A 19,373-nucleotide genomic window follows, 5' to 3' on the forward strand; every position below is an offset into this window, starting at 1 on the left:
GTGTTGCGCCATCCGGTGTTGCGCCATGTTTGCGTCCAGATCGGCAGCGGCTGCCTGCAGCAATTGCAATGGCCGCCAATCGTCTATCACGGGGCTCGCCGGCAATCCCCCCTCCTGCCCTCAGCGCCAGGCGCTGCCCATCTGGATATAGAAGGTTTCGTCTTCCGGCCCCCACGCATAATCGATGCCGGCATACATGCCGAGTTGGCGGACCAGCAGGTAACGGAAGCCGCCGCCCTTGCTGACCCTGCTGCTGCCATCGCCAAAGCTGGTATGGCGGCCCCAGGTGCGGCCCGCCCCGACAAACCCGACCAATGCCCAACGTGGGCCCAGGTTCCAGCGCAGTTCGGTCTCCACCGTCGCCGCACGACTGTCCTGGTAACGCGCCGAGCCGATCCCGCGCATGTCGATGTACGGCAGGCGATAGAACGGCACCTGGCCATTGACCCAGCGCGCATCCGCGCGCAGGCCAAGCACGGTGCTCGCACCCAACGGCAGGTAGCCATAGGAATGCGCGCGATAACTCTGGAAGTCGGCGTCGCTGCCCAGCGCCTTGGCGTAGGCATTGCCCTCCACCATTGCCAGCCATCCGCGCGACGGCGTGAAAGGGTTGTCGCGGTTGTCGTACTCCAGCGATAGGCCCAGCCCGGAGGTCTTGCTGGCCAACTCCCTGTCACTGAAGAACTCACGGTCGCTGTCGGTCTTGAAGGACAGGTCCATGTCCATGTAGATCCAGGCCAGGCCCACATACAGATCGCGCTTGCCAAGCCGGTGGAACACCTGCTGGAACGAGGCGATGCCCTCGGTCGTGTAGCTGATCTGCCGGGGTGGCAGCAGTCGGTTGCCGGGGCTGTGGAAATCCAGGTTGATGGAGGCCTTGCCGACACCGCCGCGGTAACGCCAGCGGTCCTCGTCGAAGTGCAGCAGCGCACCCGCGCCGAACGCCTGGGTGCCGTTGGAGGTGCGCATCGCCATCGCGCCGTAGATGTCCGGGGATACCATTGCCGGCCGCTCACCGCTGTCGGCCGCTGCGGCGGGATGCGCATTGGGGCGGAAAAATGCCAGCGCGACGCCGCCACCATTGCCTACCGCCGGGTCGGTGATGATGATCGGCACCGGCAGGAAGCCACCTTTGCGTTCCAGCAGCCAGCGCGAAGCGTCGATTTTTCCATCCGTCGGGTCATGCAGCAGTTCCCAGAAACCGGGCTTTCTTGCGGAGTTGCCGGCGGCTGCGGGCGCCGTTGTGTTGGCTGCGCCGGCCATGCCGGCAAGCTCCTCGGCCATGGCAGGCGCGCCGATGGCGCCGCCGGCCAGAAGTAGCGTCAACATCCGCAACGGCGTGCGCTTGAACGTGGCCATCAGTGACGGAATCCACCATGCAGACGGCCGCCACCCAGCGCGGGCCGGAACCCACCCACCGGACGCGCACTGCCACCGCCGCTGCGCGGAAGAGTGACCTGGGTGGGCTGGCGGGCATTGATGCGCTCGTCACCCCGCTCTCGTGCGGTACGGTCGCGTTCCAGCGATTGCCGCGTCTGCCCGCTCAGGTTCTTCGAGGTGTCGGGCCGGGTGACCTGGCTCCAATCACCGTCATTGTAATGATAGACATGACCATCACGACCCGCGTAGATGTTGTCGTTTACATCCACCACTCCGCTGTGATGCAGCGCACCGGTGTCGGCGTTGTAATGGAAACCGCCCGCACCCCTGGCCTCATCACCTGCGCGGTCGTGGGTATCGAAGGCAGCACCACCTGCGGCCCCATGCGGCCCCGCCGCGATGCCGCCAGCCTCCTGCGTCACCCGTCCGCTGCGATCATTGATGACCGTACGCGCGCCGCCGGTTGCCGCGCGGCCGGTATAAGGATTCACTGCCGCCGCACCGCCACCTGCCACCACGCGCCCGGTCTGCGGGTTGTAGCGGATGCCTTGTGCTGCGGCGGTGGTGGTGCCGGTGTAGGCATTGGTATTGATGCCGGCCCGGCCAACGCCACGGCCGCCTGTCACCTCGTTGTAGAACCCACCGCGTGCCGCGCGGCCTACATTGCCGGTCCAAGGGTCGGCCCATGCCGCCGCGGTACCGCGCACCGCGGCGTTGCCCCAATGCCCGTAGACATTCCATGCGGCAGCGCCGCCACTCCACCAGCCCCACGCCGTAGCCGGCCCGTACCACGGCCCCCACCACGGGCTGTAGGGACCGTACCAACCATCGTACCAACCCCAGCCCCAGCCGAAGGTCCAGCCGACCCAGGCGTTCCAGCCGAAGTACACGCCCAGCCCATAGGTGAGCGGGCAGCCGTACCAGTAATTGCCTACCCAGGGCCTGCAGGGATAGGCAGTGCCGTAGACCACCACATCATCTGCCACCACCGTGCCGTAGTAGCCAGGCGTGTAGCCGACCTGGACCTCATCGTTGTCGTGCGAATAGACGCGTACGTAGGTGACGTAATGCAACGGCGAGCGGGTCGGAATGCTGTAGATGACCGGCGGCACCGAGGTGGCCACCGTCCACGGGCCGGTGGCTGTGCTCGCAGTGAACCAGATGCCCTTGTCCACCGCATAGAAATGGCTGGCATCCACCTGCAGCACCGGGGTTGCGGTGTTGCGCGCAAAGCGCAGGCGGGTGCCTTCAACCGGTGCAAAGCTGGGCTCGCCATCGTAGACAACGTCCAGATTGACGCTGCCACGTTGCACGCTTGCCGTCTGCGCAATGCTGTTGGCGATCAGTGCCTCGCGCGCCTCGGGGGTTCCGGCGATGGATGCCAGCACGCCACTCTTGGGGTGGTCGGGCGGGATCTTCGCAAAGGCGGCGGGCAACTGCCGCGAACCCACATACGACCAGGGGCCGTGGCTGCCCGGCGCAGTGAACCAGCGCCCGGACACCAGCACATACCAACGGTGCCCGTCCGCCGCGTCGACGAACACATCGGCGCCGGTATTGGTGACATAGCTGAGCGAGGTGCCATCGATGGCGGCAAACTGCGGCTCGCCCTGCACCGCTATCAGTTCAGCCGCACCACTGCGCACATAGACTGCAGGCCACTGCCCCGCATCGAGCAGGGCTTTCAGCGGTGCCGGCGGCTCGGCCATGGCATCCACCTGGCGGCTGTCCCCTGCCGTTTTGCCGGCCTGCAGCAAGCTGTTGTCCGGCGCCGTCTCCGCGCTCCATGGGCCAGCAAGCGTGGCAGCGCTGGCCCAACGTCCGCCCAGCGACAGGTAGTACCGGCCGTTGCGCTGCAGCAGCAGCGAACGGGTGTTGATGACCCGTTGTATGCCCGCTACGCCGGCAGGCTTCAGCACGGGCTTGCCATCAACCAGTATCAGCACCGCTGGTTCGGTGCTGAAGATGATTTCGGGCGGGTCATTGCGCACTGTCAATGAAGGCGTCGGCGCAGCGGCACCCGCAATGGCAAGTGCTGCTTCGAGCTGATCCAGCGACACGGTCAAGGTGGGCGTGGTCAGCAGTTGCCTGCGCGCCGCAGCAAGATAGGCCGGCTGCCGATCACTGGCGGTCGGAAAGTTGGCATTGCCGATCTGGATATCCGACAGCACCACGGCGCGGGCCTGTTTGTCCACCTGCGTATGGGCGCTGAAGTCCAGGCTGCCGTAGTCGGTCGTTGGCTGTTGTTTTCCGTCGCTGCCGGTATGGCTGCCAGTGGCAACCGACATGACCATGCGGCCACGCAATGTCTGGTCCTGCCAGGACAACAACTGCGGCTGGTGGAACGAGAAGTTGATGCCATCGGCCGTATAGGCCCGTGGGAAGGGCCGTGCATCCACGCTCTCGGTCGTGGCGCCTGCAGGTGACGGCGGCGGCTGGCTGCGCGCCTCGGCCTCACCGCCCAGCACTGCGATAAACAGCAGTAGCCAGCCTGCCACTGCGTTTCCACCACGCCATGCGCTGCTCATGGGCCACCCCGCTGCGGACATTCCGATACTGAAAGATAAAAACGGCGCGGACCTGGAACCGGCCATGGGCCAGTGGGAGAGGGCCAGGCCCGCGCCAACACACACGTGGTTGGCTCAAGGCGTTGCCGATCCCACCGGGAATGCGGCAAACATCTTGTTCAAGCCCGCCTCGACCGCTTCGTTGACCTTTTCCGGCGAGCTAGGCACCGTGCCGCTGGCCGTGCCCCGCCAGATCGCCTGCTGGGTGCGCGCATCGAACATGTCCAGCACCAGCGTACCCACGTCATAGGTATGTACGGTTGTCGTTGCCGAGCCCATGCCACCGCCGCCGGCCCAGCCGCCGCGCCAGCCCCAGCCGCCCAGGCCGGTGCCGGAGTAGAACGTGTCCAGGGTCTGCTTCTGCGAGGTGGCCACATGTGCGGCAAGCGCCACATCGCCGCTGCTCTGGCCCTGTGTCCAGCCCTTGGCGCGCAGCCGCGCATCGATGCCATCGACAATCCGCTGCTGCACCAGCGGCGCAACCCCGGATGGCTTCTGTGCCCAGTAGTAGGAATGGTAGGAGGAAAAGTTGGCATTGCTGGCCTGGTCGGTCTTGACGGTGGGCGTAGAAGTGCAGGCAGCAAGCGTCAAGCTGGCCAATGCCATGGCGAGGGTCTTCATTGCGGTTCTCCAGTCGGGGTAGTGGCGGCCTGCGATGGCAGACGGACGGAAAGCGATCAGCGCGGAGGATTGACGACGATGTACTGCACGTTGGTTCCGTAGTACTGCGGCTGGTACCAGGTACTGCCGCATTGCTGGTAGGCAACGCCATTGACCACCGTGGTCACGCAGCCGGGCTGCAGCGAGCTCACTATCGAGCCGATCACCGCGGAGGTGACCGCAACCCCGGCCGTGACCGCCGCAGCCGTTGCGAATGGGTGGTCATCCCAGTCGTTCCAGTGGTCGTGGTGATCGTCGTGCACGTCCACATCGACATTGACGTTGCGGTTGATGTCACGGTTGACGTTGCGATTGCGGTTGATGTTGGCAGAGCCGTTGCGGTTGAAGTCCTGCCGCGCCGCCGCACCGTTGGCGGGCCGGTTATGTGCCTGGCTGACGGCCGGGCGGTTGATGCTGGTCCGCGCGGTCGCCCGGGCACCACCCTGGTGCGCCGCCATGCCCGCGCCGCGTGCGGCCTGCACGTCCGCGACCGCCACTGCCGACACCAGCAACAGCAGGCCAGCCAACGGGCGTAGATATCGCCGTTCGATGAAAGCGTGCATGTTCATTTCTCCTCCGGCTGCACGGCCACCGCATCGACCGCCAGAATGCCGATCCGTGCAGCGCCTTGCGGCGGGGTGAAGGTGAAAGAGGCGGGAGTGATGGCGGCATGCGCATCCCATTTCAGGCGGGCGCTATAGGCAGGCAACGCGGGGTCATCGTGGCTGATGATGACGATCCTGCGAGGCAGATGATCACCCTGCCCGATCCACACCTGCCAATCCACGTCCGGTTGGCGGAACGCGTACTGATCCACCGGTGCACCGTCGATTGTCCCGGCGCCCACATGCATGGCCGAGGTGAGCGCGCTGCGCGCAGGCGAGCCGGCGCCCCATTGAAACAGATCCGCCAATGGCAGATCGATGCCGTAGTCGGTCCACAGTTTTCCCGCCAGCTCGCCCAGTGTCGCGTCGACGCCATCGACGCTGGCGTAGTACTTCAGGCGTGGCGAGTAGAGTGTCATCGTGCTGCCGTCATAGAACAGCTGGCGATGCGTCCTTGCGCTTTCCATGTCCACGAACAGCTGCCTGGGCGGCTTTACCTGGTACTTGACCTGGCTGTCGAGCTCGATCTTCTGGCCGCTGTCGAGCACCACTTCGGTGCTGGCCTCCGATGCAAGCGCGAACTGTTTCAATGCCCGCAGCGCCGCACCCATCTGATCCAGCGCCGCAACGGCATCGGCGTCAATCGCCGGGTTCTGTGGGGCCGGCGCCGCAGCGGCCTGCTTGGCTGCATCCGCCACCACCGGCAGCGCCGCCACAAGCAGCACCGCAACAGCGGCATTGCGCAATCGTGTGTTTGTGTTCATGCCTTGTGCTCCGGGTTACATGGCCCGATGCCGCGTAGCGGCTGTCGGGAAGGATGCTGGTCCGTCTGACGACGCTGCCGCACGCCCTAGCCTGTTTCCAGCGGCGGCTGCGCGCGCTGCCGCGCCTTGATCTCGGTGATGTCGCGTTCCAGGAAGTAATTCAGAAAGGTGCGGATCAAGGCCACCGCGCCCAACTGCGCGATTCCTTCCCAACTCGGAACGATCGACGACTCGATGACGTCCGCAGCCAGTTGGAAGGTCAAACCGGCAACCAGCCAGCGGCCATAATCCAGCCAGATCTGCCGCGCCCTGGCATGGCTGTCAGGCTTGATTACCTGCTGCACCACCCGCACGAATGCAACCGCCGTAGCGAAGCAGACAATCAGGGTCGCCATCACATCGATGATGTCCACCGCGGGTTCGGACACGAGCAGCAGCCATTGCCGGATCATGTCCGCGCCCTGCGTTCTTGTGACCGTGGCCGGCGCGGTTGCACGGCAGGCTATCCGCGCACCACGCAGCGGAACCCCAGGTGCGAGGTCGCCGTATCGATGCACTGCGCCATGCGCGCAGCCGGCCGATAGCGCCGGCAGTAGCTGGGCGCACACAGGTGCGAACCGCCTTTGGTAACCCGGCGCGGCACAACGATGGGGTTCAGCGGATCATGACTATGCTCGCGCCGCCCACCACGCGGGTTCTCGACGGCACAGCACGGCTTGCCTGGCACCTCGTGGTGGGCCGCGTACCAGTCGTCGGTCCATTCCCAGACGTTGCCGATCATGTCCAGCAGGCCGTAACCATTGGCCGGGAAGGCGCCTACCGGTGAGGTCCACTCATAACCGTCGTTCTTGTCATTGCGCCAGGGGAACTCACCCTGGAAGGTATTGGCCATGTAGTGTCCATCCGGGACGAGCTCGTCGCCCCAGGCGAACTCACCATCGACCCGCCCGCCCCGCGCAGCAAACTCCCACTCCGCTTCGCTGGGCAGGTGTTTGCCCGCCCATGCGGCATAGGCGGCGGCGTCCTCATGTGCGACGTGCACCACCGGATGCAGGTCCATGCCCTCGATGGAGCTGCCGGGGCCACGCGGGTGGCGCCAATCCGCGCCGGCGACGTAGTGCCACCACTGGTAGTGATCGGAATGATCGACCGGCCCCGGCGGCGGTACGAACACCACCGAAGACGGCACCAGCATTGCAGGATCGGCACCGGGGTAGTCCTCCGCCTTGGCCGGGCGTTCGGCCAGGGTGACGTGGCCGGTGGCCTCGACAAACCGCCGGAACTGGTAGTTGGTCACCGGGCTGGGATCGATGCGGAAGGGTGCCACCCGCACCTTGTGCGCAGGCCTTTCCTCCGGGTAATGATCGTCCGAGCCCATGACGAACACGCCACCGGGTATCGACACGGGAACTTCATTGGCTTGGCACATCTATGCTCTCCCTGCGGTTTTCGATGTTTGATCCGAAGCTGCTGCGGCGTGCTGCTGTCTGGATGGACTGCCAAGGCCCGACGAGCGCTGCTGCCAATCACGCCTTGGCCCGGCAACGGCGGCCGCTGGGCCAACCGGTCAGGCAAACGGCGCCACGTTGAACACCATGCTGACGATGGCGAACAAGCCAAGCAGCCATAGCAGGCCGGCGGTGATCAGGGTCGCGGACACCGGATAGGGACTTTCGCCATGCAACAAGCCCTCCTGCACCATCTGCTTGCGTTCGTGGCGCAGCGCTTTCATGAAATTGAGGTGGTAGATGATGCCCAGCGTCAGCGCGAAGATGCCGAGGCCAACCATCGCCACGCCGAAGTTGCGCGGCGCATCGGAGGCCATGCGTACCTCCGGCGCGTGCAGCAGTTTGCTGAATACCTGGAAGATGGTGAAGCCGAAGCTGATCAGCGATAACGCCGTGCGCATGATCGACATCAGCGTGCGATCTGCACTCATGCGCGTGCGCTGGAACGACATGCCGGTTCGCCGCATCGACATCTCGGTGCGGTCCCCGGACAGATCGGTGCGGTACTCGGACAGATCGGTACGGTGCTCGGACAACCCGGTGCGATGATTGGACAGGCCGGTGCGGTAAGCCGAATAGGCGACGGACGCCTGGTCGCTGTTGTCCTGGTTCACGTCCGGCACTGGCGGCACCGGTTGTGGCGCGCTGCGCTCGGGGCGCGCGTGCTGGCTGGTCGGCGGCGGTGTGTGGCTGTGGTGTTTCATCCGTGTGGTCCGCCAAGTTTGTGGGCTTTCCACCAGCTGGCGACGCGCGCAACCGGCCCGCGCAGCAGCAGGTAGGGAATGAACGCCAACGCTACCGCGATCACGAAGGTCTCCAACGGGTACTTGAAACCGCCATACACCTTGAACTGATAGATCACATCCATCGCCACGCCCAGCAGCAGCACCCGCGTCACTGCGGTGACGCCCTCGCGGAACGACTGGATGCGCTCGTGGTGCGGGGATGCCATCAAGCCCACCATGTACGGCGAGCGCCCAAGCTTGGCGTCCTTGATGCCATCGTGCAGCGCGGCGATGAAGGCCATCGTCGGCTGCAGGAAGAAGCGGAAGGTCATCGGCCCGTCGGTTCTTTCGAACAGATCACTGGCGAACCGATGCAGATACTCCAGGAAGCCATCCACGTGCCGGACTCCGTTGACTGAGTGGGCAGCATGGTCGTGGCCGCAGGCACGCACAATCACGATTACTACTGATGCAGCTCCAGTATTTTTACTGCAGGCCGCGCGGCCACCGATCACTAAGCTGGATGCACCGCGTCACAATGCCGCGAAGAGACCGCAGACAATGACATCCGACGACCTGTCGCTGATGCGTGGCGGCCTGATCTACCGCACCATGCACCTGCTTGGCCTGCTGCGCAGCCGGCTGGCACTGCCGCCGGTGATAGCCGCGCTGCTTGTGATCGTTGCGTACTTTCCCTTGGCGCTGGCTGCAGCCTGGCATGGCACCCTGTTGCCAGGCGAAGTGACAATGCCCCTGCTTGCCGACGCTTCGGTCTACGCCCGTTTTGTATTGGCGCTGCCGCTGCTGGTACTGGCCGCCCCGCCTGCCGACCGGCTGCTGCGCGCGGCCGTTCGCCAATTGAGCCGCGCCGGCTTGATTCCCGACAGTCAGCATGCAGCGTTCGACACGCTGGTCGCGCGTGCGCGTGCCCTGCGCGACTCGCACGTTCCGGAATGGCTGTGCCTGCTGGTCGCGTTGGCACCCACATTGCTGAGCCCGCCGGTGGTGACGGAGTTGAGCCATGTCAGCGGCTGGCATGCCAATGCCGACGGCAGCACGTCGGCGGCCGCGTGGTGGGCATGGTGGGTGTCGATGCCATTGCTTCGCCTGGTGGGACTGATGTGGTTGTGGCGCTTTCTTATCTGGACGCTGCTGTTGTGGCGGCTGAGCCGGCTCGACCTGGATCTGCGTCCGCCGCATCCTGATGGTTCGGGCGGGATTGGTTTTCTCGGCTTCGCGCAACAGCGCTTCTCTGCCCTGTCGCTGGCCGGCGGCATCGTGCTGGCAGGCAGCTGCATCAATCACTTCATCTATGCCGGGCAGACCTTGACCGACGTGCACTATCTGTTGGCGGCCTACATCGTCGGCTCGACGATGCTGCTGCTGGCGCCGCTCGTACTGCTGTCCCCGGCGCTGATACGCGCCAAACGCCACGCGCTGCTCAAGTACAGCGCGCTGGGCCATCGCGCGATCCGCAGCTTCGACCTGTACTGGAAGCGCGGCCAGCCCGATCCCGATGCACCTAGCCTGCTGGACAGCCCCCAGCCGTCGGCGCTGGCCGACTTCGGCTCGGTCTATTCCAGCCTTGCACGGATGTCGTTGGTGCCACTCTGCCGCGCCAATGTGCTGTGGATGCTGCTGTCCGCTGCGGTGCCGCTGCTGCCGCTGGTGTTTTTCGCCATGTCGGTGGACAGCCTGATCAGCAAGTTGGCCTCCATTCTCTTCTGAGCCCGCAACATCGCGCATCAATGCGGCTCGTCTGCCTGCCAGGCGCCCATCCGCTTGACGATGGATGCCGACATGAACGACCTGCCGGCAAGCACTTCGCGCACGCCCAGCAGCAGTTCCTCGCCGGCATCGGCCTTCAGCACATAGCCGCAGGGGCGGTGACGCATCGCCCGCTGCACCAGTGCGGGTTCGTCATGCACGGTGATGAAGACGACGTTGCGCACCACGCCTTCGGCCAGCAGCAACTCGGCCGCTGCCAGTCCATCCATCCCGGGCATGGTGATGTCGGTCACCACCACATGGGGTTTCAGCTCGCGCGCCATGGACAGCAGGGAGTGGCCGTCTTCCACCCAACCCACCACGTCGTATTCGGTGGCAAGCAGCATCTGCAGCGGCCGGGCAACCGCCATGCTGTCTTCTGCCAGCAGTACCCGAATCGGTTTCATTGCCATCACCGACGCAACCGTCGTCGCTGCGATGGTCGCCTGCGGCCGCCGCTGCCGCCACAGGAAATAAACCCGCTTGCCGCAAGTAAAACTACTTGCCCGACTCAGGCCGGCTGCTGCCCGTCCTCACGGAAGGCTTTGATCAGACCGAGTTGATGCGCCCGCCGTACCAGCTCCAGCGTTCCGTGCACGCCCATGAGCTGCATGATTGCGTACTTGTGCGACTCCACCGTGCGTACCGATACCCCCAGTTCGTAGGCGATCTGCTTGGAGCGCAGCCCCTATGCAACCCAATCAAGAATCCGCCGCTGCTTGTCGGTAAGCGTGTAGCGCTCGCCGCGCCCGGCCGACGTCAACGCCATCGCCGCCAGCCCGGCGGCCAGATACATCCGCCCGGCCAGCACTTCATCCATCGCGTGCAACAGCTCATCGCCAGCGGCGGCCTTCAGCACATAACCACCGGCGCCGGCGCGCAGCGCCTCGGTGACGATGGCACAGCTGTGGTGCATGGACAGGAATACGAACGGCGTGGTGTCGCCCTCGGCCCGCAGCTGGCGCATGACGTCTATCCCGGTCATGTCTTCCATGCTGATGTCGGTGACGATGATGTCCACCCCGCCTGCGCGGGCTATGCGCAGCAAGGCCTCGCCGGAAAGCACCAGCCGCACATCCTCGAAGCGGTCACGCAACAGGCGCACCACTCCCTCGCCCACCATAGCGTGATCATCGGCAACCACTACCCGCAGGCCCGGCCGGGCACCTTGCGCAGTCCATGTGTCCATGCGTTCACCTCCACCAGGCAGCAGAAAGCTGAAAGCGCCGAACAGAAGGCGCAACCTGCGTTATCTAGTCCGCCTTGTATTAAGACGGCGTGTAATCAGCGTGAATCTGTTCTCTATTTATAGAAATACGGGTGTCGCGCGGCCGCTCGCCAAACAGCTCGCGGTAGTCGCTCGCAAAGCGTCCCAGATGGGAGAACCCCGCACGCATTGCAATTTCGGTAACGCGTGCGCGCGGTTGGTCCAGCAACAGTTGCCGGGCCTGGTTCAGCCGCGCCACCTGATGCCAGCGTTTTGGGGTCATCCCGTAGACATCGCGGAACACCCGTTCCAGCTGGCGCTCGCTCATCGCCAGTGCCGAACCCAGCGCATGGCTGCTGAACTGCTGCGTGTCGTGGCAAAGCAGGAATGCTTCTGCCCGCCGCAGGAACCGCTCACGCTGCTCCAACCTGCCCCGCTGTCGGCTTGCCTCGTCCACACCCGCTGCGCGTTCCAGTGCATCGATGAAGGCATCCAGCAGCAACTGGCCGAGAAGGCCCGCGTCGTCCAGTGCGGTAGACACGCTCCATCGCGCCGCCTGGCGCAGTACAAACTGCACGCACATCCTCAATCTGGCGTTGCGATCGGCAGTACGCGGGCACAGCCGCCAGCCGCGCTGGGGCAACTCCAGCTCCCGCCGCAGGCGCGCATAGACAGCAGCCTGCAGCGCGTTGCGGGGAATGCGCAGCACCACCCATTGCCATAGCGGCGACACCGACCTCACCGCCAACTCGCGGTCTTCGGCAAACACCATCAACTGCCCTTCCTCCACCCGCCGGCCGTTGAGCCACATCGGCTCGTCGCAGCGCGTGGCCAGCGCCAACCCCATCATGTCCGGGGCAAACATGCCCTTGGCCAGCACCTGTTGGGTGTAAGTGCCGCGGTCGAGGCTGAAATCGGGAAAGACCAGCCGCTGCGCGCGCGCCCTGAAGTAGCCCGGCCCGAGCAGGCGCTGCTCGAAGCGCGCGTCCTTGACCACCCCGAGCAGTGCGTCCGGGTCGAATCCGTCTATGTCCAGACAGCCGTAGTGCATGCCGTGGGCAGCAAGAATCGTGGTGTCCATCGCTCACCTGTCGGAAAGTGGATAGCGGTTTGAATGCGTGGGGCCTTACAACAATGGGTGGTACGGGGGCGGGATCCGTGCTCCCACTGCCATTGGCGAGCACCGCCGGCTTCTCGGCAGCGGTCAGCTTGTGCGATGCAGCGGTGGCGCCACGTGAAGATGGAGCTGCTTGCATGGGTGTGCGTAGCATTTTCGTGCAGTTGTCGCAGATGGAGTCGCACCGCGCCACCACCCGCTTCGCGGGAATGGCAGGCGTGGCCGCGACCGCACAACTTGTATCCGTGGAACCGTGGATATCAACGCGCGGCGGACACACGTTGTGGTTGCCCGGGGCCGCCTTGATGTGCGCACTGTTGTGGCGCCCCTATGGCGAATGGCTGCCCTGCGTTGCCGGCTCGCTGCTGGGATGCGTCGGCATCCTCGCCCTTCGCGGAGCAACGGCAGCTGAGGCCACCGGCCTCATCCTCGGTCTGTTGCTGCTGGTCACCGCCGCAACCCTGCTGATCCGCCAGTTCGGCCTGCTGGATACGATGAAGGTGGACTTCCCACAGGTCATCATGTTCTGGGTGATCGCGGTGCTGGCGCTGCCACTGAGCAGTACCGGCTGGACGCTGCTGGTATTGCGCAGTACTCCGCTGCCCGACTTCGCCGGCAGCTGGCACAACCTGCTGCTTGCCAATGCTCTGCCCTACCTGCTGCTCGTGCCGACCTTCATCGGCTTGCTGCGCATGCACCGGCGTCGCCCCCAGCAGCGAACCCTGTCTGCGCCGCTGGCCTTCCTGTCACTGGCGCTGCTGCTGGTGTTGTGGACCGCGTGGATGTTGCCGTGGCCCTCGCCAATGGCCGAGCCGTTGTTGATGCTGGCCTCCACCCTGCTGATGGTATGGCTGCTGCTGGTGCTCGGGCCGGCCGGTGCGTTTCTGGCATTGTCGTGCTCCACGCTGCTGTGCATGGCCATCAGTGCCCACGGCTGGGGACCGCTGGCGCTGGGCGACGGCGAGCGCACCACCTTGGCCGTGCAGCTGTGGGCGTTTGGCGATGGCGTCACGCTGCTGCTGCTGAGCGTGCTGGTGGAGCAGCGCCAGAGCGCGCGCACGTCCCTGCAGGCGGCCAGCACGCGCTTGGCCGACGTGACCGCGCAGATGCTGAGGGTGCAGGAAGAGGAACGCACCCGCATCGCGCGTGATCTGCATGACGACATCAACCAGTCGCTGGCGGCAATCTCCATCCAGCTCAGTTCGCTGAAGCGGGCTGCGCCTGCGCTGGCCCGCGAGCAGATGGAGCAACTGCAGGAACAGGTGCTGGAGGTATCCAGCGATGTGCGCCGGCTGTCGCACGACCTGCACCCCAGCCTGCTGCGCTACACCAGCCTGTCCAGCGCCCTGCGCAGCCTGTGCGGCGGCGCCTGCAGGCACGCCAGTACACGCGTTCACTGCGACATCAATGACGAGGACATCCTCGATGAACAACAGAAGCTCAATCTGTTCCGCATCACCCAGGAGGCCATCCACAACGTCAACCAGCATGCGTACGCGCGCAATGTCTGGATACGCCTGCAGTTCGCCGGCGGCCAGGGCCTGCTGGAGATCGAGGACGACGGTGTCGGCATAGACCAGGACAGCCCGTTCATGCGCCGCGGCCTGGGCATGATCAGCATAGAGGAGCGCGCACGCCTGCTGGGCGGCAGCTCGCACCTGCAGCGGGCGGGCGACCGTGGCACCCTGCTGTCGATCGTGTTTCCCGCGCAACGCCCCACAACGAATGCGCCCTTCACCAGCGAATCTACCTAGCGCGGCCCAGTAGATTTACCGCAGCCGGCGGCGTATGCGCCTCGCACAATGTGGCCTTGGCCGTTGCGCCGAGGCTATGGCACGTGCTGGACCTCCTCATGCTCGCCCCCCTGTCCACGCACTGTGCGCCGACGCCGGCACGTGACCGCGTCACGCTGTGGCGCCACCTGCACCACGTCGCAACGGCATTGCTGCTGGTGCTGGGATTCTGCAATCCGGCCATGGCGCAGGACGCGGTTGCCGATACGGACAACCCGACAACCGGGCTGCAAACTGCGCCGCCATGCGTCGGCCTGGTGCTTGGCGGTGGCGGTGCACGCGGCGCGGCACACATAGGCGTGCTGCAGGTGATGGAGCGCGAACGCATCCCCGTATGCCAGATTGCCGGCACCAGCATGGGCGCCATTGTGGGTGGGCTGTACGCCAGCGGCTATACCACCGACGAGCTGCAGCGGCTGATAGAAACCCTGGATTGGGCCGACCTGTTCGTCGATGACGCGCCCCGTGTGGATCAACCGATGCGGCGCAAGGATGCCGATTTCCGCTATCTGCTTAATCTGGAAGTGGGCCTGCGCGACGGCAAGGTGGTGATGCCCGGCGGTTTGGTGCAGGGGCAGAAGCTGCTGCTGTTGTTGCGGCGGCTGACATTGTCCAGCTGGGACGTGGACGATTTCAGCAAACTGCCCATTCCGTTCCGCGCGGTGGCCGCCGATATCGGCACCGGCCAGCGGGTGGTGCTGCAAAGCGGTGACTTGGCGACGGCAATCCGCTCCAGCATGTCGGTGCCGGGCGCGTTCGCTCCGTTGCGGGTTGATGGCCGCCTGCTGGTCGACGGCGGCATGGTGGACAACGTGCCAATCGATGTCGTGCGCGACATGGGTGCGCAACCGCTTATCGTGGTCGACGTCAGCTCGCCACTGCATCCGGAAACCGCACTGACCAACCCGGTGGCCATCATGGACCAGATGATCGGCGCATTGATGATGGAAAAAACCCAGCGGCAGCTGGCCACACTCGGCGCCGACGATGTACTTATCCGCCCTGAACTCGGCGACCTGAGCGCCGCACAGTTCGATCGCGGCAAGGAGGCCATCGCCGCCGGCGTGGCGGCAGCCGAAGCCGCGTTGCCGCAGTTGCGCCGGCATGCCGTGGATCAGGCAAGTTACCTGGTCTACCGCGAACAACAACGCAAACGCAGCTTCGACCCAGGCTTGGTCAGCTTCCTGGAGGTGGTGCCGGCCCATTCCAGCGCAGCCACGCAGCGCGTGCAACGCACACTACAGGAGGAGGTCGGCAAGCCGCTGGATGTGCAGCAGCTGCAGCACGGGTTGGGCGTTGCCTACAGTGCCAACCGGTTCCAGCAGCTGGATTACCGGCTGGTCCAGCGTGACGGCCAACGCGGTTTGCAGATCGTGCCGACCGACCGGCCCTGGTCGGTGTTCGGCAAGTTCGGCTTCCAGCTCAGCGACAACTTTGCCGGCCGCAACAGCTACATGCTCTCCAGCGAGCTGACCGTCGCCGATATCAACCGCTGGGGCGCCGAGTGGCTGACGGTGCTGCATGCCGGCCACATCAGTGGGCTTTACTCGGAATTCCATCAGCCGCTTGGCGACGGCCTGTTCTACCTGCAGCCCGGCCTGCAGGCCGAGGCCGAAACCCTGCCGCTGTGGGCGGGCGACCAGCAGATAGCGGAGTACCGGATCAAACGACGCGGCCTAGGCGTGAGTCTTGGTTACACCCCGAGGCCCACCGTTGCGCTCAGCGCGGGTATCGTACGCGGCCGCGACAGCAGCGACGAACTGGTCGGCAATCCGTTCGACTTCCGCCGCGACAAACAGGACTTCGCCGCGCTGACCTTCAATGCCACCTGGGATTCGCTGGACAGCATCAACTTCCCCACCCAGGGCTGGCGCTTCAATGCCGACTACGAGATGTACCGGCCACAACTCGGAGCGGATGTGGAAGGCGACGTGGTGCGCCTGACCGCCGACTGGGCGCACGCCTGGGGCCGCTACCACCTGCTGCTCGGTGCGCACCTGAGCAGCGCGGTGGACGATGACCATTTTTTCCGTGCACAGAGCTTTCTCGGCGGCTTCCTGAACCTCTCCGGCTATGACGAGCGGGCATTGTTCGGCAACCAGAGTGCGCTGCTGAGGGCGGTGGTCTACCGGCGTACAGGCGATACCACGCGGCTGTTCTCTCTCCCGCTGTATCTGGGCGCAAGCCTGGAAACCGGCAATGTGTGGCTGACCCGTGCCGCCGTGGATGCGGACAACCTGGTACTGGCGGGCAGCGTGTTCGCCGGGGTTGAAACGCCCCTGGGCCCCATGTTCCTGGCCTACGGCTACAACGACGATGGGCAAGCCTCGTGGTACCTGACATTTGGTTCGCTGCTGCGGCCGATGGGCAGGTAGAGCTCTGCGGGAGGTGCACAGTGGCGCCGCTCGCTGCAGCGAAGGCCCGGGCCCGGCTGACGCGCGCTCATGGGCACTGCAACACGTAGTTTTACTGCCGGAATACGGGTTTTTTTTCGGATTCCCGGCGGCTACCTGGATTGTAGGCTGCGGTAGTCAACCCGGAGCCCTGCTATGGACGCGAAGAAGCCGAACATCCTCTTCATCATGGCCGACGACATCGGCTGGTTCAACGCAAGCTGTTACAACGACGGAATAATGGGATACCGCACACCCAACATTGACCGCATCGCCAAGGAGGGCGCCAAGTTCACCGACTTCTACGGTCAACAGAGCTGTACCGCAGGCCGCGCCGCATTCATCACCGGCCAGTCACCGATCCGTACCGGCCTGACCAAGGTCGGCATGCCCGGAGCCACGCTGGGGCTGGGCAGCGACGACCCGACCGTCGCCAACGTGCTGAAAAGCTACGGCTATGCCACCGGGCAGTTCGGCAAGAACCATCTGGGTGATCGCAACGAACACCTGCCCACCGTGCACGGGTTCGATGAGTTCTTCGGCAACCTCTACCACCTCAATGCCGAAGAAGAACCCGAGTACGAGAACTACCCGAAGGATCCTGCCTTCCGCAAACGTTTCGGCCCACGCGGCGTGCTCAAGTGCAAGGCAACGGACAAGGACGATGCGACTGTGGATGCGCAGTTCGGCAAGGTAGGCAAGCAGGTCATCGAGAACACCGGCCCACTTACCCGCAAGCGCATGGAAACCGTGGACGAGGAATTCCTCGGCGCCGCGCTTGATTTCATCGACCGCAACAACAGCGCCAAGAAACCGTGGTTCTGCTATTTCAACCCGACCCGCATGCACGTATTCACCCACCTCAAGCCCGCTTCCAAAGGCAAGACCGGGCTCGGTTTGTACCCGGATGGCATGGTGGAGCTGGACGGCTACGTCGGCGAATTGCTGAAGAAGCTCGATGATCTGGGCATCGCCGAGAACACCATGGTGGTATTCACCACCGACAACGGCGCCGAGGTGCTGTCCTGGCCGGATGGCGGCACAACCCCGTTCCGCGGTGAAAAGGACACCAACTGGGAAGGAGGCTGGCGCGTACCCTGCGTATGGAAGTGGCCGGGCGTGATCGAACCCGGGCGCGTCATCAACGACATCGCCTCGCTGCAGGACTTCATCCCCACCTTTGCTGCAGCCAACGATGATGTTGACCTGGTCGACAACCTGAAGAAGGGCCACACGCTGGGCGGGCAGAAATTCAAGGTGCACATGGATGGCGAGAACCTGCTGCCGTTCCTGCGCGGAAAAGACGCCGAATCGCCACGCAAGGCCTTCATCTACTGGAGCGACGATGGCGAGTGCATGGCCGTTCGCATGGGCCGCTACAAGGTGGTGTTTCTCGAGCAGACCGAGACCGGAATCGAGGTCTGGCGCACCCAGCTGCGCCCCATGCGGATCCCGAAGTTCTTCGACCTGCGTGCGGATCCGTTCGAACGTGGCGAGGAAAGCTTCAAATACAACGACTGGTTTGTTGAGCAGAATTTCCTGCTCTACTCCGCACCGCCGCTGCTGATGAAGTGGTTGGACAGCTTCAAGGAGTTCCCACCCAGGGCGAAGTCGGCAAGCTTTACCATCGACCAGGTCGTGGAATCGATGCTGCCCAAGTCCTGATCACGCCACCGGCACGACGAGCGGCTTTCCGCTGCCCAGCGCTATGCGCCCGGCCCGCACCGCTGCGCAGGCAGTTCATCCTGCCTGCGCAGGCTCAAAAAGGCGGCGCCATAGCATTTCACCAACGACGGTTGGAAGCGCGAACTGTCGGTGTGCGCCGATTCCCACAGCGCACCTGCGTGCGTTGAGGGGCTGGCACGCCTCCCCGCGCATGTCCTCAGCGCAAGAGAGCACCCATGAAAGAACATCCGTGGTTCTGGGTCGTCAGCCTGTTTGTAGTGCCACTGGTAGCCGCACTGGTGGTCAGCCTGGTGGTGCGCCACCGCGGCCTGTCCGCCAATGCGGTGCTGACCTGGTTCGTGCTGGTGTGCTGGTGTGCTGCGGTGGGAATCATCCTGTCGCAGGTCAGCTGAGGCAGGCGCTGCCCACGCATGGGTTGCCAGGAGATTCTGAACGGCAAGCCCGGACGCGCTTGCCAGCCCACGCAACGCCTGTTTCACGCATGCAGCCAGATGAGGTTTCGCCGTGCCGTGGGCGCCGACGACACCTCTCAATACCGGTAGTCAGCTGCCGCTGGGCAGACCCAACGCCAGCACCAAACCTGGTTTCTGCGAGGCAAACGTGCCGTAGAAAACCTGCCCATCGACCAACGTGATCGGTGCAACACGCAGTCCCGTGCGGGCCTTTGCTTCCGCGCTGATGGCCGGATCGGTCAGATCGCGCTCCTCGTACGCAATCCCCAACCTGTTGAGCCAGTCCTTCAGCATCCGGCAATCCGGACAGGTCGGCGTTGTGTAGAGAATTACCTGCGGATGGAATGTGCTTGTCAAGGTCGTGTCCTCGCTGTTGTTGTCCGGGTTTGTCCAGCCGGGATTGCCGGACCTGGCAGCACCCTCGCCCGGCGGTGGTTGCAATGAGCATGCGGATTACCACCATGACAAGGTCAAGCCAATCGCAGCATCGTCTTCAGCAACGGGCAAGCCAGCGCCTGCCCGGCGCACCGTCCCCATGCAGGCGAGAGTCCCCGACAACGCATTCCCTCGCTGGCTTCTGGATTGTCAGCAGGCAGGCGTCAACCATGCCGCGCTGGGAATCCAGTTCTCCGCGCGTCCTGCCGATGAAATTCTGCAGGAGCTGACCGAATACGTGCTGCCGCTATTTCCCTCGCACGCAGCACCCACATCGACCACACCGCGCTGGTAGCAATTGCCAGCATCGCGTG

At 64.6% G+C, this 19,373-nt stretch carries 20 protein-coding genes; 6 read left to right on the forward strand and 14 right to left on the reverse strand.

Annotation, left to right across the window (positions count from 1 at the left end):
• Window positions 1-120: 120 nt before the first annotated feature.
• The 9 genes from BCV67_RS00670 to BCV67_RS00710 form a co-directional block, all read right to left on the reverse strand.
• Window positions 121-1,359 carry a BamA/TamA family outer membrane protein gene (locus tag BCV67_RS00670; RefSeq protein WP_062165977.1) on the reverse strand — a complete coding sequence of 413 codons (1,239 nt, stop codon included), beginning with the start codon at window positions 1,357-1,359 and terminating at the stop codon, window positions 121-123.
• Window positions 1,359-3,908, reverse strand: a complete 2,550-nt coding sequence (locus BCV67_RS00675; RefSeq protein ID WP_062165979.1) for a hypothetical protein — start codon at window positions 3,906-3,908, stop codon at window positions 1,359-1,361. The genes BCV67_RS00670 and BCV67_RS00675 overlap by 1 nt, the downstream gene beginning before the upstream one ends.
• A gap of 114 nt (window positions 3,909-4,022) precedes the next feature.
• Window positions 4,023-4,568 (reverse strand): DUF4136 domain-containing protein, encoded by a 546-nt coding sequence (locus BCV67_RS00680; RefSeq protein WP_062165981.1) that lies wholly within the window; start codon window positions 4,566-4,568, stop codon window positions 4,023-4,025.
• A gap of 56 nt (window positions 4,569-4,624) precedes the next feature.
• A complete protein-coding gene (locus BCV67_RS00685) occupies window positions 4,625-5,176 on the reverse strand; it encodes a hypothetical protein (protein WP_197430124.1) in 552 nt (183 codons plus the stop codon).
• Window positions 5,173-5,976: a DUF2092 domain-containing protein gene (locus BCV67_RS00690; RefSeq protein ID WP_065867999.1), complete on the reverse strand. Its 804-nt coding sequence runs from the start codon at window positions 5,974-5,976 to the stop codon at window positions 5,173-5,175. Before BCV67_RS00690 ends, BCV67_RS00685 begins: the two co-directional genes overlap by 4 nt.
• Before the next feature lie 86 nt (window positions 5,977-6,062).
• Entirely contained in the window at window positions 6,063-6,428 is a 366-nt protein-coding gene (locus BCV67_RS00695) for a DUF1622 domain-containing protein (RefSeq protein ID WP_062165984.1), read from the reverse strand.
• Between the two features lie 50 nt (window positions 6,429-6,478).
• The gene (locus BCV67_RS00700) at window positions 6,479-7,405 is read right to left on the reverse strand and encodes a formylglycine-generating enzyme family protein (RefSeq protein WP_062165986.1); all 927 of its coding nucleotides are present in this window, start codon (window positions 7,403-7,405) and stop codon (window positions 6,479-6,481) included.
• A gap of 138 nt (window positions 7,406-7,543) precedes the next feature.
• Window positions 7,544-8,188: a YidH family protein gene (locus BCV67_RS20455; RefSeq protein ID WP_062165988.1), complete on the reverse strand. Its 645-nt coding sequence runs from the start codon at window positions 8,186-8,188 to the stop codon at window positions 7,544-7,546.
• On the reverse strand, window positions 8,185-8,607 hold the full coding sequence (locus tag BCV67_RS00710) for a hypothetical protein (RefSeq protein ID WP_082746440.1): 423 nt from the start codon (window positions 8,605-8,607) through the stop codon (window positions 8,185-8,187). Before BCV67_RS00710 ends, BCV67_RS20455 begins: the two co-directional genes overlap by 4 nt.
• 163 nt (window positions 8,608-8,770) lie before the next feature.
• On the opposite strand from BCV67_RS00710, the gene BCV67_RS00715 reads away from it, so the two are divergent.
• The gene (locus BCV67_RS00715) at window positions 8,771-9,937 is read left to right on the forward strand and encodes a hypothetical protein (RefSeq protein WP_062165990.1); all 1,167 of its coding nucleotides are present in this window, start codon (window positions 8,771-8,773) and stop codon (window positions 9,935-9,937) included.
• A gap of 17 nt (window positions 9,938-9,954) precedes the next feature.
• On the opposite strand, the gene BCV67_RS00720 is transcribed toward BCV67_RS00715, so the two are convergent.
• The 4 genes from BCV67_RS00720 to BCV67_RS20615 form a co-directional block, all read right to left on the reverse strand.
• The gene (locus tag BCV67_RS00720) at window positions 9,955-10,383 is read right to left on the reverse strand and encodes a response regulator (protein ID WP_062165992.1); all 429 of its coding nucleotides are present in this window, start codon (window positions 10,381-10,383) and stop codon (window positions 9,955-9,957) included.
• Between the two features lie 104 nt (window positions 10,384-10,487).
• The gene (locus BCV67_RS20640; protein WP_082746442.1) at window positions 10,488-10,661 is read right to left on the reverse strand and encodes a LuxR C-terminal-related transcriptional regulator; all 174 of its coding nucleotides are present in this window, start codon (window positions 10,659-10,661) and stop codon (window positions 10,488-10,490) included.
• 3 nt (window positions 10,662-10,664) lie between these two features.
• Window positions 10,665-11,165: a response regulator gene (locus BCV67_RS00725; RefSeq protein ID WP_156455706.1), complete on the reverse strand. Its 501-nt coding sequence runs from the start codon at window positions 11,163-11,165 to the stop codon at window positions 10,665-10,667.
• A gap of 79 nt (window positions 11,166-11,244) precedes the next feature.
• Window positions 11,245-12,264: a helix-turn-helix domain-containing protein gene (locus tag BCV67_RS20615; protein WP_062165996.1), complete on the reverse strand. Its 1,020-nt coding sequence runs from the start codon at window positions 12,262-12,264 to the stop codon at window positions 11,245-11,247.
• Window positions 12,265-12,437: 173 nt separating this feature from the next.
• Here BCV67_RS20615 and BCV67_RS00735 point away from each other — a divergent pair, with 173 nt between their 5' ends.
• The 4 genes from BCV67_RS00735 to BCV67_RS19880 all read left to right on the forward strand — a co-directional run bounded on the left by BCV67_RS00735 (window position 12,438) and on the right by BCV67_RS19880 (window position 18,564).
• Window positions 12,438-14,054 carry a sensor histidine kinase gene (locus tag BCV67_RS00735; protein WP_062165998.1) on the forward strand — a complete coding sequence of 539 codons (1,617 nt, stop codon included), beginning with the start codon at window positions 12,438-12,440 and terminating at the stop codon, window positions 14,052-14,054.
• Window positions 14,055-14,152: 98 nt separating this feature from the next.
• Window positions 14,153-16,468: a patatin-like phospholipase family protein gene (locus BCV67_RS00740; protein WP_062166000.1), complete on the forward strand. Its 2,316-nt coding sequence runs from the start codon at window positions 14,153-14,155 to the stop codon at window positions 16,466-16,468.
• A gap of 174 nt (window positions 16,469-16,642) precedes the next feature.
• The gene (locus BCV67_RS00745) at window positions 16,643-18,151 is read left to right on the forward strand and encodes an arylsulfatase (RefSeq protein WP_062166002.1); all 1,509 of its coding nucleotides are present in this window, start codon (window positions 16,643-16,645) and stop codon (window positions 18,149-18,151) included.
• A gap of 236 nt (window positions 18,152-18,387) precedes the next feature.
• A complete protein-coding gene (locus tag BCV67_RS19880) occupies window positions 18,388-18,564 on the forward strand; it encodes a hypothetical protein (RefSeq protein WP_156455707.1) in 177 nt (58 codons plus the stop codon).
• Window positions 18,565-18,714: 150 nt separating this feature from the next.
• Here BCV67_RS19880 and BCV67_RS20645 read toward each other — a convergent pair whose 3' ends face one another.
• Window positions 18,715-19,065: a glutaredoxin family protein gene (locus BCV67_RS20645; RefSeq protein ID WP_428999491.1), complete on the reverse strand. Its 351-nt coding sequence runs from the start codon at window positions 19,063-19,065 to the stop codon at window positions 18,715-18,717.
• On the opposite strand from BCV67_RS20645, the gene BCV67_RS20465 reads away from it, so the two are divergent.
• Window positions 18,971-19,354, forward strand: a complete 384-nt coding sequence (locus tag BCV67_RS20465) for a hypothetical protein (protein WP_231732430.1) — start codon at window positions 18,971-18,973, stop codon at window positions 19,352-19,354. The two genes, BCV67_RS20645 and BCV67_RS20465, sit on opposite strands and share 95 nt — an antisense overlap.
• The last annotated feature ends 19 nt before the right edge of the window (window positions 19,355-19,373 follow it).

This window comes from Stenotrophomonas nitritireducens (assembly GCF_001700965.1).
GTDB lineage: Bacteria > Pseudomonadota > Gammaproteobacteria > Xanthomonadales > Xanthomonadaceae > Stenotrophomonas > Stenotrophomonas nitritireducens_A.

What these genes read in the sequence shown, in the direction of transcription:
- BCV67_RS00670 (WP_062165977.1), bottom strand. Translation starts at nt 1,359, where the DNA reads ATGGCCACGTTCAAGCGCACGCCGTTGCGGATGTTGACGCTACTTCTG.
- BCV67_RS00675 (WP_062165979.1), bottom strand. Translation starts at nt 3,908, where the DNA reads ATGAGCAGCGCATGGCGTGGTGGAAACGCAGTGGCAGGCTGGCTACTG.
- BCV67_RS00680 (WP_062165981.1), bottom strand. Translation starts at nt 4,568, where the DNA reads ATGAAGACCCTCGCCATGGCATTGGCCAGCTTGACGCTTGCTGCCTGC.
- BCV67_RS00685 (WP_197430124.1), bottom strand. Translation starts at nt 5,176, where the DNA reads ATGAACATGCACGCTTTCATCGAACGGCGATATCTACGCCCGTTGGCT.
- BCV67_RS00690 (WP_065867999.1), bottom strand. Translation starts at nt 5,976, where the DNA reads ATGAACACAAACACACGATTGCGCAATGCCGCTGTTGCGGTGCTGCTT.
- BCV67_RS00695 (WP_062165984.1), bottom strand. Translation starts at nt 6,428, where the DNA reads ATGATCCGGCAATGGCTGCTGCTCGTGTCCGAACCCGCGGTGGACATC.
- BCV67_RS00700 (WP_062165986.1), bottom strand. Translation starts at nt 7,405, where the DNA reads ATGTGCCAAGCCAATGAAGTTCCCGTGTCGATACCCGGTGGCGTGTTC.
- BCV67_RS20455 (WP_062165988.1), bottom strand. Translation starts at nt 8,188, where the DNA reads ATGAAACACCACAGCCACACACCGCCGCCGACCAGCCAGCACGCGCGC.
- BCV67_RS00715 (WP_062165990.1), top strand. Translation starts at nt 8,771, where the DNA reads ATGACATCCGACGACCTGTCGCTGATGCGTGGCGGCCTGATCTACCGC.
- BCV67_RS00720 (WP_062165992.1), bottom strand. Translation starts at nt 10,383, where the DNA reads ATGAAACCGATTCGGGTACTGCTGGCAGAAGACAGCATGGCGGTTGCC.
- BCV67_RS00725 (WP_156455706.1), bottom strand. Translation starts at nt 11,165, where the DNA reads ATGGACACATGGACTGCGCAAGGTGCCCGGCCGGGCCTGCGGGTAGTG.
- BCV67_RS20615 (WP_062165996.1), bottom strand. Translation starts at nt 12,264, where the DNA reads ATGGACACCACGATTCTTGCTGCCCACGGCATGCACTACGGCTGTCTG.
- BCV67_RS00735 (WP_062165998.1), top strand. Translation starts at nt 12,438, where the DNA reads ATGGGTGTGCGTAGCATTTTCGTGCAGTTGTCGCAGATGGAGTCGCAC.
- BCV67_RS00740 (WP_062166000.1), top strand. Translation starts at nt 14,153, where the DNA reads ATGCTCGCCCCCCTGTCCACGCACTGTGCGCCGACGCCGGCACGTGAC.
- BCV67_RS00745 (WP_062166002.1), top strand. Translation starts at nt 16,643, where the DNA reads ATGGACGCGAAGAAGCCGAACATCCTCTTCATCATGGCCGACGACATC.
- BCV67_RS19880 (WP_156455707.1), top strand. Translation starts at nt 18,388, where the DNA reads ATGAAAGAACATCCGTGGTTCTGGGTCGTCAGCCTGTTTGTAGTGCCA.